General features: G+C 53.2%; 9 protein-coding genes. All 9 read right to left on the bottom strand.

All coding sequences use genetic code 11. The annotated features are described in order from the left end of the window. Nucleotides 1-15 precede the first annotated feature (15 nt). The 9 genes from DVH26_RS17335 to DVH26_RS17295 all read right to left on the bottom strand — a co-directional run bounded on the left by DVH26_RS17335 (nt 16) and on the right by DVH26_RS17295 (nt 16,452). On the bottom strand, nt 16-2,922 hold the full coding sequence (locus tag DVH26_RS17335; RefSeq protein WP_239635017.1) for an NHLP bacteriocin export ABC transporter permease/ATPase subunit: 2,907 nt from the start codon (nt 2,920-2,922) through the stop codon (nt 16-18). Beyond that, nucleotides 2,919-5,129, bottom strand: coding sequence for an NHLP family bacteriocin export ABC transporter peptidase/permease/ATPase subunit (locus tag DVH26_RS17330; RefSeq protein WP_239635016.1), 2,211 nt, complete (start codon nt 5,127-5,129; stop codon nt 2,919-2,921). Before DVH26_RS17330 ends, DVH26_RS17335 begins: the two co-directional genes overlap by 4 nt. Nucleotides 5,130-5,151: 22 nt before the next feature. Continuing rightward, nucleotides 5,152-6,009 (bottom strand): HlyD family efflux transporter periplasmic adaptor subunit, encoded by an 858-nt coding sequence (locus DVH26_RS17325; RefSeq protein ID WP_239635015.1) that lies wholly within the window; start codon nt 6,007-6,009, stop codon nt 5,152-5,154. Continuing rightward, a complete protein-coding gene (locus DVH26_RS17320) occupies nt 6,006-8,873 on the bottom strand; it encodes a cyclic nucleotide-binding domain-containing protein (protein WP_239635014.1) in 2,868 nt (955 codons plus the stop codon). Before DVH26_RS17320 ends, DVH26_RS17325 begins: the two co-directional genes overlap by 4 nt. A gap of 230 nt (nt 8,874-9,103) precedes the next feature. Continuing rightward, nucleotides 9,104-10,852 (bottom strand): protein kinase domain-containing protein, encoded by a 1,749-nt coding sequence (locus tag DVH26_RS17315; RefSeq protein WP_239635013.1) that lies wholly within the window; start codon nt 10,850-10,852, stop codon nt 9,104-9,106. A gap of 613 nt (nt 10,853-11,465) precedes the next feature. Continuing rightward, nucleotides 11,466-13,754, bottom strand: coding sequence for a 5-methyltetrahydropteroyltriglutamate--homocysteine S-methyltransferase (gene metE / locus DVH26_RS17310; RefSeq protein WP_275590484.1), 2,289 nt, complete (start codon nt 13,752-13,754; stop codon nt 11,466-11,468). 228 nt (nt 13,755-13,982) lie between these two features. Continuing rightward, nucleotides 13,983-15,458: a protein adenylyltransferase SelO gene (locus tag DVH26_RS17305; protein ID WP_239635011.1), complete on the bottom strand. Its 1,476-nt coding sequence runs from the start codon at nt 15,456-15,458 to the stop codon at nt 13,983-13,985. Nucleotides 15,459-15,557: 99 nt separating this feature from the next. Continuing rightward, nucleotides 15,558-15,890, bottom strand: a complete 333-nt coding sequence (locus tag DVH26_RS17300) for a hypothetical protein (RefSeq protein WP_239635010.1) — start codon at nt 15,888-15,890, stop codon at nt 15,558-15,560. 49 nt (nt 15,891-15,939) lie between these two features. Next, complete coding sequence (locus DVH26_RS17295; RefSeq protein WP_275590476.1) at nt 15,940-16,452, bottom strand: nucleoside deaminase; 513 nt, start codon at nt 16,450-16,452, stop codon at nt 15,940-15,942. Nucleotides 16,453-16,616: the final 164 nt, after the last annotated feature.

Below are 16,616 nucleotides of genomic sequence, written 5' to 3'. Positions count from 1 at the left end.
TATCTTTTGACGTCATTAGACAACTTGACGTGCAGCGAGCCGAGCGAACAGCCCCTCCTGCTGAAGCAGCTCCTCGTAGCTGCCCTGCTGGACGATCTTCCCTTTATCCATCACAATGATCCGATCGGCGTGGATGATGGTGCTGAGCCTGTGGGCGATGACAATTCTCGTGCTGCTCATTCCTCGCAGCATCGCAGTTATCTTTTCTTGCGATTTCTGGTCTAACGCGCTCGTCGCTTCATCCAGAAGCACGATCCTCGGCTTATGGACAATGGAGCGGGCGATCAGAATCCGCTGTCGCTGCCCACCGGACAAGCTTCCCCCGCCCTCTGAGAGCACGGTGTGCATCCCCATCGGAAGCCGTCCGATCTCCTCGTCCATCCCCACCAGCTGCGCTGCATTCCAGGCGTCGTCGACCGTATATTCGCTGCTTTGGCCGATAATGTTTTGGGCGATATCGCCGGCCCATAGACGGCCGTTCTGCAGCACCACGCCGCATTGTCTGCGCACGGAACGAAGCTCCAGCCCGCTCAAATCTTTGCCGTCGAAATATACCGCTCCCTGCTCGGGCTTTTCAAAGCCGATGATGAGTCGCAGCAAAGTGGATTTGCCGCTGCCGGAAGCGCCGACTACAGCCACATATTCACCCGGACGAATCCTTAAAGACACATGATCGAGTATCGCCGGTCCATTCCTATCATAGCGGAACGTGACCTCGCTCAGCTCAATCGCCCCTTTCAAATCGCCGGGATCATCCCGTCTCGCTTCCGTCTCCGGCAGTTCTTTCATCAAGGGCTTGATCCGTTCATAAAACGGCTTCAGCTCAAACAGCGGAATGGATGATGCGCAAAAAGCGATGACCGAGCCGATCAACGTTGCATATGCAGCGTGAAAAGCGGCGAACGTTCCCGGATTCATCCGGATATCTGAAGCCGATATAATCCAGAACAACAGCAGACTGGATACAAGCGGATATGCGCTGTTGAGGACTGCCAGCCGGTTCCCGGTTTCCCGAAGCCGGTATACATGCGCTCGCTGTGCGCTGAACGCGCTGCTCCAGCGGTTGAAGGCGCGCTGTTCCGCCGCAGCCACACGCAGCTTGGGAATATTGGCAAGAAGCTGCACAAGCATTCCCCCGACCCGGCCTTCCTGCTCCGCCTTTTGTCTCGTATGCTTTGCCAGCTGGATGCTTAGCACCGCGAAGATGGCCGCATAGACAGCGGTCAGTACAATCGCAAGCCATGCCAGCCGAGGTTCATACCAGAACAGCAAGCCGAACTGCAGCACGGAAAAAAGGGCAACCGACATTCCGGAAACGAGCCAGCCGGAAATAAGCTGAAATATGGCGCTAACGCCTCCGATACGGCTGGCTAAATCCCCTGCATTATATTGGCGGAAGAAGCCTACAGGCATGTTCAGCAGCCTGTCCCAGGTCGCGCTGTGAAGCGAAGCCCCCCACGTCCCAAGCAGTCTCAGCCATGCCATCGACTGCGTGACCCGGAAGCCGAAGGAGGCGAACGCGATGCTCATGAGAAGCGCCATGACCTGAAACAGCTGGCCGGGCTCTGCCGCAGGAATGATTTTATCAATGATAATACCGGTTGCGGCCGGCAGGCACATACCGAGCAAACCTACGGCAAGACCGGATGCAAGCCCCCATACCATCTCCTTCTTCGCGCGCGGGGTAAGAAGAAACCGGGCTATATCCTTGGGCAGCAGGGAGCGGTAAGGCAGCGGGCGGTACAGCTCGTAGGCGAACGGTCGCAATTGGGCTGCGAGACGGTCCGTTACCATGACTGCCTTCTCCCCGGCAACGCTATGGAGCTCGTATGCATTTTCTCCTGCCGGAAGCAGCGCTGCAGGCCGCCCGTCCAAGTGAAAGCCGAGCAGCGGCCCGTTATCTTCGCGCCACCAGTCCGAACGGAGCGCAACCTTTCGGCAGCGGATGCCGGCCTCGCGGAACAGCTCCTCCGCCTTGCGGCCCGGCTCCCAGCGCTTCGGCGTTATCAGCTCGATGCCGATGTATTCGCATACCGATCGCGCGCAAAAAAGCAGCGGATCGCGGTGATCCGTATGGTGCTCCAGCGCTAGGATGCCCCTCTTATCGGCAACCGCGGAGAATCGGCTGACCGCTTCCTCCATGCTGAGCCTGTCTTGCTCCAGCCGCTTCGCCATTCTGGCCTGCTCTTCCCGCTTTGCACGATACTGCCGATGAAGTTGCTTGTTGGCAAGAAGCCGGTGGAACAGGTTCAGCGAGTCAATCAATTGACCCTGCTGCAATAAAGTCAGCGTGTCCGCCGTCAGTAGACGGCTTCCTTTGGGAGCAGCCGCCCATACGGAACGCGTCAGCGGGACGTAGACACCGGGCGGCACCGCCGGCAAGTCTATATCCTGCCATAAACCGAGCGCTCCTCCATCGGCTCGGACCCAAACCAGCCCGGCTTCCGAGGTGAACACCGCCGATTCCCAGACGACGATCTCCGTTCCAGGCTCGACTTGCTGGGCTAACAGAGGAGGCATATCGGCAACCGCAGCCGAGGTTACATTCACCAGCCACTCACCTATCAGCTCCGCCGCACCCCTTAGCCCCTTAACCTTGTCAGCAACCGCACCGTCCCCGGCGAATGGTTCGAATAGGCTTGTGCTGCTGGCAAGCACCGTATCCGGCATCACCTCGGCAATCCAACCGAAATCGCCCGCGTCCGTTTGCGGCAGATCGAACCAGATTTGTCCAGGTCCTACCGTAAGAACATACGATTTCGTACCCGCTATGGCGCCTTGGGCAAGGTTCACGGTATACAGCTCGACCGCGCCCTGTTCAACATAGTGCATCATGAGCGACAAGTTCTGTTGCAGGATCATGGAGGTTTTGGTCCTGTAATGCCGTCGTCCTTCCGCATCCATTGTCCAACCTGGTCTCATGAAGCCTCACTCCTCTCCGATGCGTTGAACAGCTCACGGTAATATCCGTTGCATTGGATCAGTTCCTCGTGCGTCCCTGTCTGGACGACCTTCCCTTGATCCAGCACCACAATGCGGTCGCAGTCGCGGATCGCACTGAGCCGGTGGGCAATGATAATGCAGGTACAGCCTCTCCTGCGAATATTGGCATAGATGGCCGCCTCTGCCTCGGGATCCAGGGCACTGGTCGCTTCATCCAATATGAGGATGGACGGCTGTTGAGCGAGCGCTCTGGCAATTTCCAGACGCTGCGCCTGGCCGCCGCTGAAATTCCGGCCGCCCTCTTCCACCGGATGGTCGTATCCGCCGGATCTGGCGGCGATGATCTCATGAATGCAGCTGTCCTTGGCCGCTTGAACGACAACAGCATCCGTAATTGTCTGGTCCCACAGCGTAAGGTTGTCGCGAACCGTTCCTTCAAACAGCCGAATATCTTGATCGACGAGTGATACGGAGTTGACCAGAACATGGCGCGGAAGCTCGGATCGCAAACATCCGTCGAATTCCACGACACCGCTCCACGGCTCGTACAACCCCGATATGAGCTTCGACAGCGTGGATTTGCCGCTGCCCGATCCTCCGACTATAGCAATCGTTGTACCGGGAGAAACCTCCATAGCAACTTGCTCGATAAGCGGAGGATCAAGAGGACTATAGCCAAACGTCACATCCCGAATAGCCAGAGCCCCGGACAGCTTCGGCGGCAAATCCTCACGAATAATCCCCTTCGTAACGCCGGATTCGGTGGTGTGTATAGCATCGGCAGGATGCTTCAGCACATCGTCAAGCCGGGATAAGTGTCCGCGCATCTCTTGGAGCTCTCCGCCCATTGCAACCAAACTGTTCACCGGCGTGAGGAACCCGTCGGTAAAGCCGAGAAAGGCGAGCAGCATCCCGACAGTGAACGAGCCGTTCAAGACAAGTAAGCCGCCAATAACGAGAATAACAATATGATTCAGATGCTCCAGCAGCACCGGAATGGCCGATAAATACTGGTTGGATACGCCCAGCATCTGCTCCGCTCGCGTCAGATTCGCCTGATATCCCGCCCAGCGCGCGAAAAAATCCGACTCCCTGCCGCTCGCCTTCAGCGATTCCATATTGATAAGTCCGGCGATGGAAGCACCCCATAGCTTTCCCTGATCCAGCTGCAGCTTCTGGTTGCGGTCCGTCTGCTTGCGCGATACGTACAGCAAATAAGCTACGTTTAGTCCGGCGACCAGCAAGGCGGCCATGGCGAGACGATAATCGTAGAGCAGCATAAAGGTCAAATAAAAGCCCGCAAGCAGCATGTCGATAACGGTACCGGCTAGCTTCTCCGTAACAAATTGCGCGATGCGGTCATTCGCTTGCGCCCTGCCGGCAATTTCTCCTACAAACCGCTGGGCAAAAAAACCGACAGGCAGCCGGAGAATGTGCCAGACGAAAGTACCCGACATGCTGAGGGAAAATTTCGTCTCCAGCCTGAGCAGTGTATATTGCCTAAGCGAGGTCAGCACCAATCGGAAGATGACGGTAACGAGCATGCCCACAAGAAGAGCGCCCATCCATTCCATCCGGCCGGCCAGCATCATCCGGTCAACGAAAAGCTTCAGGAATAGCGGAACAAGCACCCCCGTGCCGGCCAAGGCGATACCTGCAGCAATCAAATAGACCATTTCCCAATGATACCCTTGCAGCCGCTGCAGCAGCGACGAGATGACCGAGAATCTGCGCCCTTCCCGGACGAAGCTCTCACCCGGCGTCATCGTCAGTACGACTCCCGTATAGGAGCTCTCGAATTCCTCATAGCTTACCGTATACGGACCGTGTGCAGGGTCGTTCAAGAATACTTTGCTGCCGGAAAAGCCCTCCACCACGAGAAAATGGTTGAAGTTCCAATGTACTATAAACGGAGGCTTGAGCAGCTTGAGGCTTTCGGGCTCCTTCTTATAGCCTTTGGCTTCCATTCCGTACTTGCGGGCGGCTTTTAATACATTGCTTGCTTTGCTGCCGTCTCTTGATACCCCGCAATCATACCGGAGCGTCTCAATAGGAACATGGCGCCCGTAGTAAGCAAGTACAATCGCGAGCGAAACCGCTCCGCACTCGACCGCTTCCATCTGTAAAACCGTTGGCGTGGAAGCACGGTTTCCTCCGCGCAGCTTGGATAATAACGATGCCTTCATTGGACTACACCTCATTGCGCGATCAGAAAATCCATTCGATCGGATGCGTTTTCCCTACTATAAATTGAACGGAGCACAGCATTCCCGTCTTCACGGTCAGCCCCGGCTCTGCACGCTGTGCAGTCCAGCGGAGTCCGGTCGGATGAGACGGATCCTTTTGCAAAAGGACCCTGACCTCGACCATTGGACCGGACTGCATGGATGCTGCCGCCAGCTCGCGGTTTCCGATAGTGCGTTCCATATCGTCCAGTCCCGCAGGCACCTGCGATACGGACGCAACTTCGCCGATAGCGGCTCCATTCGCATTCGCGTAATCTCCGTTCGGCCATACCCTGGCCGGTATGCCGGGCTTCAAGCTCTTGCTTTGATCCACAGGAACGTAGACGATAGCCTCGTGCTTGTCTTCCGGACCCTCCGCTTCCATGGTGAACAGAGGCTGCCCGGCTTGAATCCATTGACCTGGCTGTACGTGAACTTTGAGTATTTGACCGCTCTGCATGCTCACCACTCTGGATTTCAGGAGCATTTGCTGTGCCCGGTCCGGAGAAGCATCGGCATCCTGCCACGACGGATCGAAGATTCTCGCGACCGTATCCCCGCGACGTACGGTATCGCCGGGTTTCAGAGCAATATCCGTGACTTGACCCGAAGCAGTATGAACGATAGTCGTAAATCCGTCCTGCAGCTGGAACACCCCGTTTCCGTTCAGCTTCACCGTGATTGTCCCCGTCACCGCCCATATGAAAAATGCAACAAGCAATCCTAACAATGACAATAAGGCGATCCAATGTCTGGGACGGGCGATGGTCATTAGCACATCCAATTTCTCCGGCGAAGACATTTTCTCCAGGGACGATTGACGGAAAATATTCGGATTCATTGCTTCGCCCCCTCCATTCGTCCCGTTTTCGGCGTTAATGGAACTATGTACACTTGTTTTCCGGCTTCCGTCTCGTTCAAGCCTTTAAACTGATAGCTTCGGACGGCTCCGTCCCAAGAGCCGAGCTCTTTGAGGGCATCCAGTATCGGCTCGGGCTCCATCGCTGCAGCCTTTTGGGCTGTTAAAGCTATCAGACGGACGGCGTCATAAGCGGCGGCGGACAGACGGTTCGGCGCAGCCCCGTAAGCATTGCGATACCGTTCTATGAATGCCGCAGCCGGTGCTCTATTCGTAGTGGTGTCAAAGTCGGTAAATCCGTACATTTCTCCTTTATACGATGCTGCAGAATCGGTCTCCGGAGTGGATGGACCTGCAATCATCGGATACCCCGCCCCTGCTGCTTCCAACGCAGCTCCGATTTCCGATGCAGCCTCCCCGCTGCTGTCATAGACGACTACAGCTTCCGTCCCCAGCAGCTTCCATCTGCTGCTTGCGGCAATGAGGCCCGATCGCGCGGGAACGCGAGTCATCCGGTCCACGATGATGCTCCCCTTATGCTCGGCTGCTTTCTCCAGAGCTGCTGCGAACTGCTTACCCGGATTGCTGTCCTCATAGTAAATGACAGCCTTGGTGTAGCCTTGCCGATGAAGCAGCTCCGCCACCTCTTTGGCATACACTTCCGGTGCCGTTCCCAACGCAACCGATCGATTGCCGGACACCTCGGTTCCGTCCAGCAGGAAGGTCGGCAATGCTTGGCTGAACGAAGCTTCCGGCTGTGATAAGGCAATGCCGATAACGGGGGCTGTTTGCCTTTCCGCCGGCCCGGCTTTTCCGTCGCCCTGGTATTCCGGCTTCAGTATTACCGATGAAGCAGAATCCGTGCTCCGCTGGAGCTGGATATCCTTCAAAGCGAGTTCAACGCCTCGTTGGATAGAGGCTGCTACGGCTGTATCTCTTGGAAGCGCCACCGCAAAAGGCACTTCAAGTACGGCGCCGATGTCCGAGCTCATCGCCGGAACGGAGGATGCTACAGGCCTATCTGCCCCTACCGCCTTCGATTGCCAGACAGGAATAGCGAGCAGAACGGCCAGGCAAGCGGGAATCATTCTATGCCGCAAAGTCTGGTTCCAAGACTCTTTATTGAACAACCGGTCCACCGGCAACTGCGATGCCAGTACAGCCACGACGGCCGCTTGAATAGGACTCGCTCCCGCCTCCATGGCACCCGCTCCGATACTGACCATTCCTGCGAATATTGCCGCCATCGGAGGGATGTACCGTTTTAGCAGCATGACTATGGCAAACAGCAGCAATAGCGAGCCTGCAGCCGACAGATGAAGCTGCCGGGTCACCCAATCGGCGGTCAGTTGCAGCAAACCGGCTCCCTCATACATTCCGGCCATCGCTGCCAGCAGGGCAAAAACGACAAACGGTTCGTATCTCACCTCTCCGGCAGTCGTCTTGTTCAGCAGCCCGCAAGCGGTCAGCGCTAACAGCATGAACAAGCTAACCAATACGAGGCTTACGCCGAGCCAAGGCGCTATCCCCATCGCGAAGCTGCCGCCGAGCATAATGATCAGTGCCGCGGTTTCCTTGGCCGACCTTCTGCCAATAACTAACAGCTGAGCTTCCAAGATAGAAGGATCCGTTACTAAAAGCTCACTATCCCTCTGTCGAAGCGATAGCACGATATTGTATAGGAGCATTACTGCGGCCAGAGGAAGCGCGGCCAGCAGCCATTGCGCCAATCCGCCTACAGCCCCTGGAACGATCGCCAAGGCAAACCAGCATAAGCTGGAGGATTGAATGAAAATAATCGATAAAGCGTCCGAACGGCGCCTTGGATGTGATTGCAGCTGAAGCAATGCGAACGCATCGCTGCGCAGCTTGGAAGACGGCAGCAGCACTGCCGATAAAGCGGACATGACTCCGATTATCCATCCGGCCCGGACTCCTTTGCCCTGGATGCGCAGACAAATCCCAAGCAGCAGACGCTGCACGACACCGGTTCGATAGACGGCATGCGCGGACAGCGTAAGAGCCAATGCAGTGATGAGCGTAGAGGCTAACGATGGTGCCATACCCGCAGCGAAATTCACACCTGGCAGTGAGATAGCGGCTGCAGCCATAAGGACCGCCACGATCGGAAGCGATGCCGCTTGTAAAGCCGTTAGCGCCAATCCGGTGAGCCCGATAGCAGCGAGAGCACAGATCGTATTCGATATGCCCCCCGCCAGCATTGCATAATACAGCAGCAGCCCGGAACCTAGAGAAGCAGCCAAGCCCAGTGCCCGGGACAGCGGCGAACGCAATCGCTCCGCATCAGCATAGACCTCTTCCCGCTGCTCGCTTTGCTTTACTTCGTTGTACGCTGCAGCTGCAGACGTTTGCGTTCCTTCGGGCTTCGCAGATGCCGACGGCGCCTTATCGTCCTGTTTGTTATCCGTGCTCGCTTGACGATTTACTCGTGCAAGCCGTTTGGCCAGAATACCGGCAAATTGAACGGCAAGCGCGTTATGCTCGTACAGAATCCGATCGAAGGATTCCTTGATCAGCTTGAGCACTACCAGGTCGGTTTCCGCCATGGCCGAAGCCGAGCGCGGATCTCCCGTCAGCAGCGCCATCTCGCCGAAATATTCCTTTTCACCCAAAATGGCCAGAGTCGTTTCTTTGGCTCCGGAACCTAGATAAATTCTCGCTTGGCCTTGCATAATGATATACAGGGAATCCCCGAACTCGCCTTCCTCGAACAGCAAATCCCCTTTGCGGTAGCTAAGCTGGGTAAATTCCTGCAGCAGAGCGACCTTATGTACTCTGTCCAAACCTTCAAATAGCGGAATCTCCAGAAATGTCAGCTTATTCAAAGAAACGATGTCTCCTTCCAAGAACCTCATCCGCTTGATGCCGGGCAAATGAAAAAGCCGAATCGTGTCAAGCGCACTTTCCGGCTCTTTCGTTATCCTATCTCGTCCTTGCTTATGCTTCTAATTATAAGCTTGCAGCATGTCATGTACATACCCCATTTGGGGTATATAGGAGAGCTTCAGCATCGTGTTGACGGATGGTACTCTTGGCTGCGCTCGAATTGCTCGAGCTATCGGGTTCCGCTTTTTGCAGCGCTATCGCTATGGTTCAACAAGTTCAGCTTGACCGCCATAGCAACGGCTTTTACCCTGTTATTAACCCCCAGCTTATCGAAGACGTTCCGGACATGGACTTTGACCGTGCCCGGCGACATGATCAAGCGGTCTGCAATTTCTTTGTTCGACAGGCCTATGGACAAGCATTGTAAAACGTCGATTTCCCGGTTGGTCAACGAAGGTGTGCTCTCTGGCGCGGCGTCAGCCTTCTTGCCGGAAGGTTCAAAGTATCCTGTCAATGTATGTACATAGCCCAACTGCGATGCCAGCATTTGCAGCAGCGATAACCGGTCTGTCGAGAAAACGCCGCTTGTGTAATGATTTTCCAAATACAGCACGCCCTGCAGGTCCCCTTGGATCGAAACGGGCAAGCCCAAAACCGATTTAGGGCGATGCATCTTCAAGTAGGCGTCATTTGCGTAAGAGAGATCATCTTTGGCATCGTTCAATATGACAGGCCCCCGATTTATCGCCACATTGCGTACGACAGCCGGACTTAAATCTCCGCATTCGTCCAGCGGGGTCGAGCCTGCCCAAAGTGATGAGCTTTTGTCCAGATCGGACATCAGCACCGTATGCCACTCATCTCCTGCGCATTTGACCAAAGCGCCCTTGTGAGCACCTGACACTTTCATGATAATGAGCATAATTCGCGACATCAGCTTGAACGAATCTTTCTCTTCCGCAAATGCCTGCGACGCTCTAATGAGTGCTTCCATTTCCAAAACCTGCGCATAGCTCCCTGTCGATTCCTCTACACCTTCATCCATGCCCTGCGATCCCAGTGACATCCCATCGTTGGCAGACAAAGAAGTGAGCTTGTTAGACGGCGAAGGATGTTCACCTTGTCCCAGCTCGAAAGGATCGATTCGTCCCTTCTGCTTGTACTGTGTCAGGCACTCCTCCAAATCCTTCCTTAGCCCAGCGGCGCTCCGATACCGGCTAACTACCGATTTTTCCAGCAGCTTAAAGATAATTTGTTGAATTATTAGGGGAATTGTGCTTGAAATGCTGTCGAACGGCATGGGAGCTCTGGCTACATGGGCGTGCGCCCACTCCAACGGATCCTTCGCTGCGAAAGGAAGCTTGCCGGCAAGCACCTCGTACAGCGTTATGCCCAGGGAATATAGGTCCGTTCCAGGCTCGATCGATCCGTCCAGCTGCCCGCTTCTTTCCGGTGCCATATAAGGCGGACTCCCCTCAATGAGCGGAATGCTCTTCGTCTGGCGCTTTTCTTCTATTATATATATGGAATGGCCGAATCCTGTGAGGCAAACCTGCAATGTCGAGGGTACAACGACAATCGTTTCCGGCCGTATGTTCATGTGGATAATGTTTTCTTTATGCAGCTTTTCTAATACATGGGTGATATCTATAGCAATTTGAAGGAAGTCAGGCACATTAAGCGGTTTGGACAGAGCCAAATGCTTCAGAGTCAATCCGTAAAGCCATTCACTGGCCATAATTAATCGGTTGCCGTCCCTAATGAGTGCTAAGGGCTTTAAAATACCGGGAAAATCGAGACTGCCCGCCACTTCATATTCATTGATAACCTTGGCATTTTCTACAATGGCTCTCGGACCCTCTTTCACCATCTTCAAAAGTACGTCACGGCGGTCTTCCATTGACAATGCATGGCATACGGTAATGGCGGGATCTTCATATATGATCTGCTGGATGTCGTAACCGGCGGCTTTGAGCATAACAAACTCCTTTTCGCGAAGGGAAAAATAATAGATAGGTATTTCGATTTATTTTACCATAAAACAAGCTTTGAATTGTCCGTTTTACGAGAATAACTTATATCTATTGACTCAATAAATGCAGCTGGAGCCTGAACAAAAAAATGACTGAGACCTCCGGCTTACTTCATATCAGTTCAATAGGAGCGGCGTTCGTAGTGTTCATTGATTTCCGGACTCGCGGGACAAAAAAAATCCGCGATCTACTACGCGGATTTTCACACCTCATTTATTTCTTTTTGGCCTTATCGTCGAATATTTGATGGATTTTCTCTCGGCCGTACGCAAAAAGCATATCGGTGAACGCTTCGTTTACAAGATTGATCGCATCTTGGCGGAGACCGCTGTTTAATCCCGGAGGATCAAGAGGTGACAGCGACAGCTGACTTAGTCAGATCAAGCTGCTGTGGAAGGAGCTGAATCCCCCGGTAATTGACTCCATCTACGGTTCTGGTCATGACTTTGGCCTGCTCGTACAGGGTACCCCAAGATTTGTAAAATATTCACTTTTTATCGTTTTCTGTCGATGAACGAAAAAAGCCGGCGTAAAAGCGCCGGCTCATGTTGCTTTATCTTAAACGGCTGCGGTATGCTTCTCGCGGGCATTCTTGGTCGCTTCAACCATGTTGCGCAAGGAAGCAATCGTTTCTTCGAGTCCGCGGGTTTTCAGACCGCAGTCCGGATTGATCCAGAACAGCTTGGGATCCAGCACACGCAAGGCTCGCTCGATCATACCTGTCATTTCCTCCACGCTCGGAACACGCGGACTGTGAATATCGTACACGCCGAGACCGATACCCAGCCTATACGTGTTGGCTTCGAAGCTATGAATCAGCTCGCCGTGGCTTCGGGAGGTCTCGATGGAAATGACATCGGCATCCATCGCTTCGATCGAATCAATCATATCGTGAAATTCGCAATAGCACATATGCGTATGAATCTGTGTCGTCTCCTGCACTGTGCACGTAGCAACACGGAAGGCTTTGACGGCCCAAGCAAGATAACCGTCTTGTTCCTCTTCTTTCAGCGGAAGCCCTTCGCGAACCGCCGGCTCGTCGACCTGTATCATGCCGATGCCCGCTTTCTCCAGCGCCTCTACTTCTTGTCTCAGAGCGTAAGCTAACTGGTAGGCGATTTGCTCGCGCGGAATATCCTCACGGACGAATGACCAGTTCATGATCGTAATCGGTCCCGTCAGCATTCCTTTCACAGGACGGTTAGTCTTGGACTGCGCATACTTGGTTTCTTCAACCGTCAAGTCCCCGGTGAATGCCACATCGCCAAAAATAACCGGAGGCTTCACGCAGCGGGAGCCATACGACTGCACCCATCCGTTTTGTGTAAATGCAAAGCCCGCGAGCTTCTCGCCGAAAAATTCAACCATGTCCGTCCGCTCAAATTCCCCGTGCACGAGTACATCCAGACCGATCTCTTCCTGATGCCGGATCCAAATATCGATCTGCTCATGAATGAATTCGCTGTACTGCTCGTTGCTCCATTCACCCTTGCGCCATAATTGGCGGGCTTTACGTACTTCCGCCGATTGCGGGAAGCTTCCGATGGTCGTAGTCGGAAACAGCGGCAGCTGCCATTTCGCTTGTTGTGCGGCATAACGCTCGGTGAAAGGACGGGAGCGATTCGGTTGCTGAACGCTAATAGAAGCTACGGCTTCCTGTACTTCTCTCCTGTTGCGCTCCTCCGATTGCTGGAGAGCTTGCACCGCATGTTCGCTTCTCTCCAGCTCCGTTTCAACCTCCGCACTGCCCGATGCCATTGCTTTTGTTAACAGAACGATCTCGTCAAGCTTTTCCTCTGCAAAGGCAAGTGCATTCTTCAAAACGGACGAGAGCTTGGTCTCACGTTCAGTCGTTACCGGAACATGAAGCAAGCTGCACGACGATTGCACGATAAGGCGGTCTGTCGAGACAATCTCGGCCAGCTCGTCCAAGAGCGGGAGCTTTTCGCGCAGCGACGCCTTCCAAATGCCGCGTCCGTCAATAACACCCGCTCCTAATATTTTATCAGCCGGAAACCCTTGTGCTTGTAACGATTTCAGATTACCGGACAGTCCATGGACGAAATCAAGACCGATGCCTTGAACCGGAAGCGAAACGATGTCGCTGTACCGCTCAACCGATTCGAAATAGGTTTGCAGCATAATGTTCAGATTAGGCACAGCCGATGCAAACTTACTGTAAATCGTATTCAAGCGCTGTATGTCATCGTCGCTTAATTTGGTTACAATAATCGGTTCGTCAATCTGAACCCATTGCACACCTTCTGCAGCAAGCTCCTGAAGAACTTGAACATATAAGGGAAGCAGGCGGTCGAGCCAGGCATCGGTTTCCGATTTGTCGTATCCCTTGGACAGCTTCAGGAAGGTCAAAGGTCCGACAATGACCGGCTTTCCTTCTATACCGAGGTGTTGCTTGGCTTCCCGGTAGGCAGTAAGCGGCTTGTTCTCGGTAAGCACCGGCGCAGTTCCGCCCAATTCAGGCACGATATAATGATAATTGGTGTTGAACCATTTGGTCATTTCACTCGCCGCAGCATCCTTCGTTCCCCGTGCCATGCCGTAGTAGACAGACAAAGGAACGGCGCCGCCTTCGTAAGCAAACCGTTGCGGAATGATGCCGAACATAGCGGCTGTATCCAAGATATGATCATAGTAACTAAAATCATTGACCGGGATAAGATCGATCCCCTTCTCCTTCTGCTTGCGCAAATGATTCAAACGGATTTGCTGCAATTGACTATGAAGCGCCTCTTCATCAAGCTTTCCTGACCAGAACGCTTCAATAGCTTTCTTCCATTCCCGGTCGGCCCCGATCCGCGGATATCCCAATACACTGCTTTTCACCATCATGCATAGCTCCTCTACAATTTGTTACCCAAAATGTAGCACAGCTCGGTGAATGCAGTGTAATTCCTTTACAATATATCTAGTCATAGCCTGCGGCTATAAAGACTCGAAGATGCCCGTGCGGAAGCCTTCTTTCTGGTATATTTTGGAGTCTGATGCTTCAAAATCATCTATCTGGAGGAAAAAAAGAGCAACCAAAGTCGCTCTTTTAATACCCATATAGCTGCATCAGGTTCCGCAGTAAGTCCGGTAACGCCGTGACGACGGGTCTGGCAGCGAGCAGTATTCGGCTTGTTTGCCGGAGTGCTCATAGGGGCTCGATAGCGCATCAAGAAGTCTCTCCATCACGCTGTAATCTCCCTCATCCACCGCGGCGTCCAGCGCCTCTTCCACCCGGTGATTCCGTGGAATGACTGCAGGATTACTGCTTTTCATCAGCTGATGTGAAGCAGCTTCGGACTCCTGCTGCCTGCCCCGTCTCGCCTGCCACTTCTTATGCCACTCGATAAATTCCGGACTGCCGGACATCCCTGTCTCCTCAAGCTTATCGAACGTTAACGCCCGGAATGTATTGGTATAGTCGGCACGATGCTTCTGCATCATATTCAGCAGATCTTCAATCAAGGCTTCATCATCCGGCTCCTCGTTTAAGAGCCCCAGCTTCGCCCTCATTCCGGAGAGCCAATGACGCTGAAACAGCTCTGCAAAATGTGAAAGCTCCGCCTCGGCAAGCTGAATAGCCTGATCCTCGTCGGAATGCAGCAGCGGCAGCAGGGCTTCCGCCAATCTGGCAAGATTCCACGCAGCAATGCTAGGCTGATTGCCAAAGGCATAACGACCCTGAGAGTCAATGGAGCTGAATACCGTAGCTGGGTCATAAGCATCTATAAAGGCACATGGTCCATAGTCGATAGTTTCACCGCTAAGAGCCATGTTGTCCGTGTTCATGACCCCGTGAACAAAGCCTACAAGCTGCCACTTGGCAATGAGCTCGGCCTGACGCTTAGACACTTCACGGAGCAGGGCAAGATAGCGGTTTTCTCCTGTATCGGCATCCGGGAAATGCCTTTGCAACGTGTAATCCGCCAATGCCCGAAGCTCTTCGCCATTACCGGCACTGGCGGCAAACTGAAAGGTCCCGACACGGATATGACTGGCAGCCACCCGGGTCAGAATTGCGCCTTGCAGCTCGGTCTCACGGAATACAGGCTCTCCTGTCGTTACAACGGCCAGACTGCGAGTAGTTGGAATCCCGAGTGCATGCATGGCTTCGCTGATGATGTATTCACGAAGCATCGGTCCGAGTGCCGCCCGGCCATCGCCCCGTCGGGAATAGGGGGTTGGTCCCGAGCCCTTAAGCTGAATATCCACCCTGTCTCCTGAAGGGGTGATATGCTCGCCCAGTAACAAAGCGCGGCCGTCCCCGAGCATGGTGAAATAGCCGTATTGATGTCCTGCATAGGCTTGAGCGAGTGGCGATGCGCCTTCGGGAACCCTGTTGCCCGCAAGTACGGCGACGCCCTCTTTGCTTTGCAATGCTTGCGCATCCAATCCGAGGGTTGCCGCCAATGCTTCATTAAACCGGCTCAGCTTCGGCAATCTTACCGGAGTCGGATCGAGACGGGTGAACAGCGCTTCCGGCAGACGAGCATAGCTGTTGTCGAAATTCCATCCTGCCTCTATGATTTCATGATGTTCCGTCATGGTAACTCCTTTCTGGCCAAACAAAAAATAGTCACGTTATTGTTTACTTCTTCCAATGTATTATACACTTTCGAAATGCTTTTGGCTCTGATTATGTAGTCAACGATCTATTTCCAGCAGCTTACTTTTGGACCAGGGGAAAAAGCTTAAAAGCTTATCCTCGTCTCTATCCAATTGCTCATGATACATATGCATATGTGGATCAGGAAGAATTATTGGATGATCTTGCTCTTCAAATCCTAATCCTCTCAGGATTTCCTTATAGCTCTCCACATCACCGTAAGCCAATATGATATTTTCTTCATCAAATACAAAATACGTCAGCAACTCGTCCGAAGAACGAATAACGATTCGATGCCGGCTATCGTATTCAAGGAAGGTATGGAACTTTTCCATAAAATCGTGAACTTGCTTCCATTTAAGCTTCTCCATTTTGTATCTGGCCTCATCATTATTGCATCTGGATGCTCTGATTGACCTCTCAATTACTGCTGTTTTGCCAATGGGAATTGGAATATCCGCGTTGACCGTACCAATCAGACAGCATCTCCCTTTGGCGAAGCTCCAAATCCCTGTAAGGCGCGGCTTCATATGAGATTTTATCGAAACGTTCTTGAAAGTGGGGACCTGCCTTAAACTTCCTCATCGCTCCCATTTCCGGATCGTTCGCCGCCCAGACCACCCTGGCTATACTAAAAGATAGCAAAATCGTGCAAGTACACATCGGACATGGCTCGCATGTAGTGTATAATGTGAAGCCCTTCTTCAGAAACTTCAAATTGTCTATATCCAGCATGGCGGGTCCGGCGTTTCTTATGGCATCAACCTCGGCATGCGCTGTAGTATCTGATTCTGAAAACACCCGATTCCGTCCTCGGCTAACAATAATCCCATCAGAATCAACGATTACAGCTCCGATAGGGTAGGTTCCTTCCACTTTTGATTTTTCAGCTTCCATAAAGGCCTCGAGCAAGTACTTTCTATCATCCCTCATTCATCGCCCTCCTCCTTTTGCACAAATCTATTTGTATATTACTTCCACAAACGTGGAAAAAATCCCTTGTTACTTCTTCCTGAAGCTAAGCGGACTCTCGACGCAATCACTCAGAGAACATAAAAAAAGCAGCTGACGACGAATCGCCACTGCTAATTTAATTC

The organism is Paenibacillus sp. H1-7, assembly GCF_022354825.1.
GTDB lineage: Bacteria > Bacillota > Bacilli > Paenibacillales > NBRC-103111 > Paenibacillus_S.
This window is presented reverse-complemented; position numbering and strand designations above follow the sequence as displayed.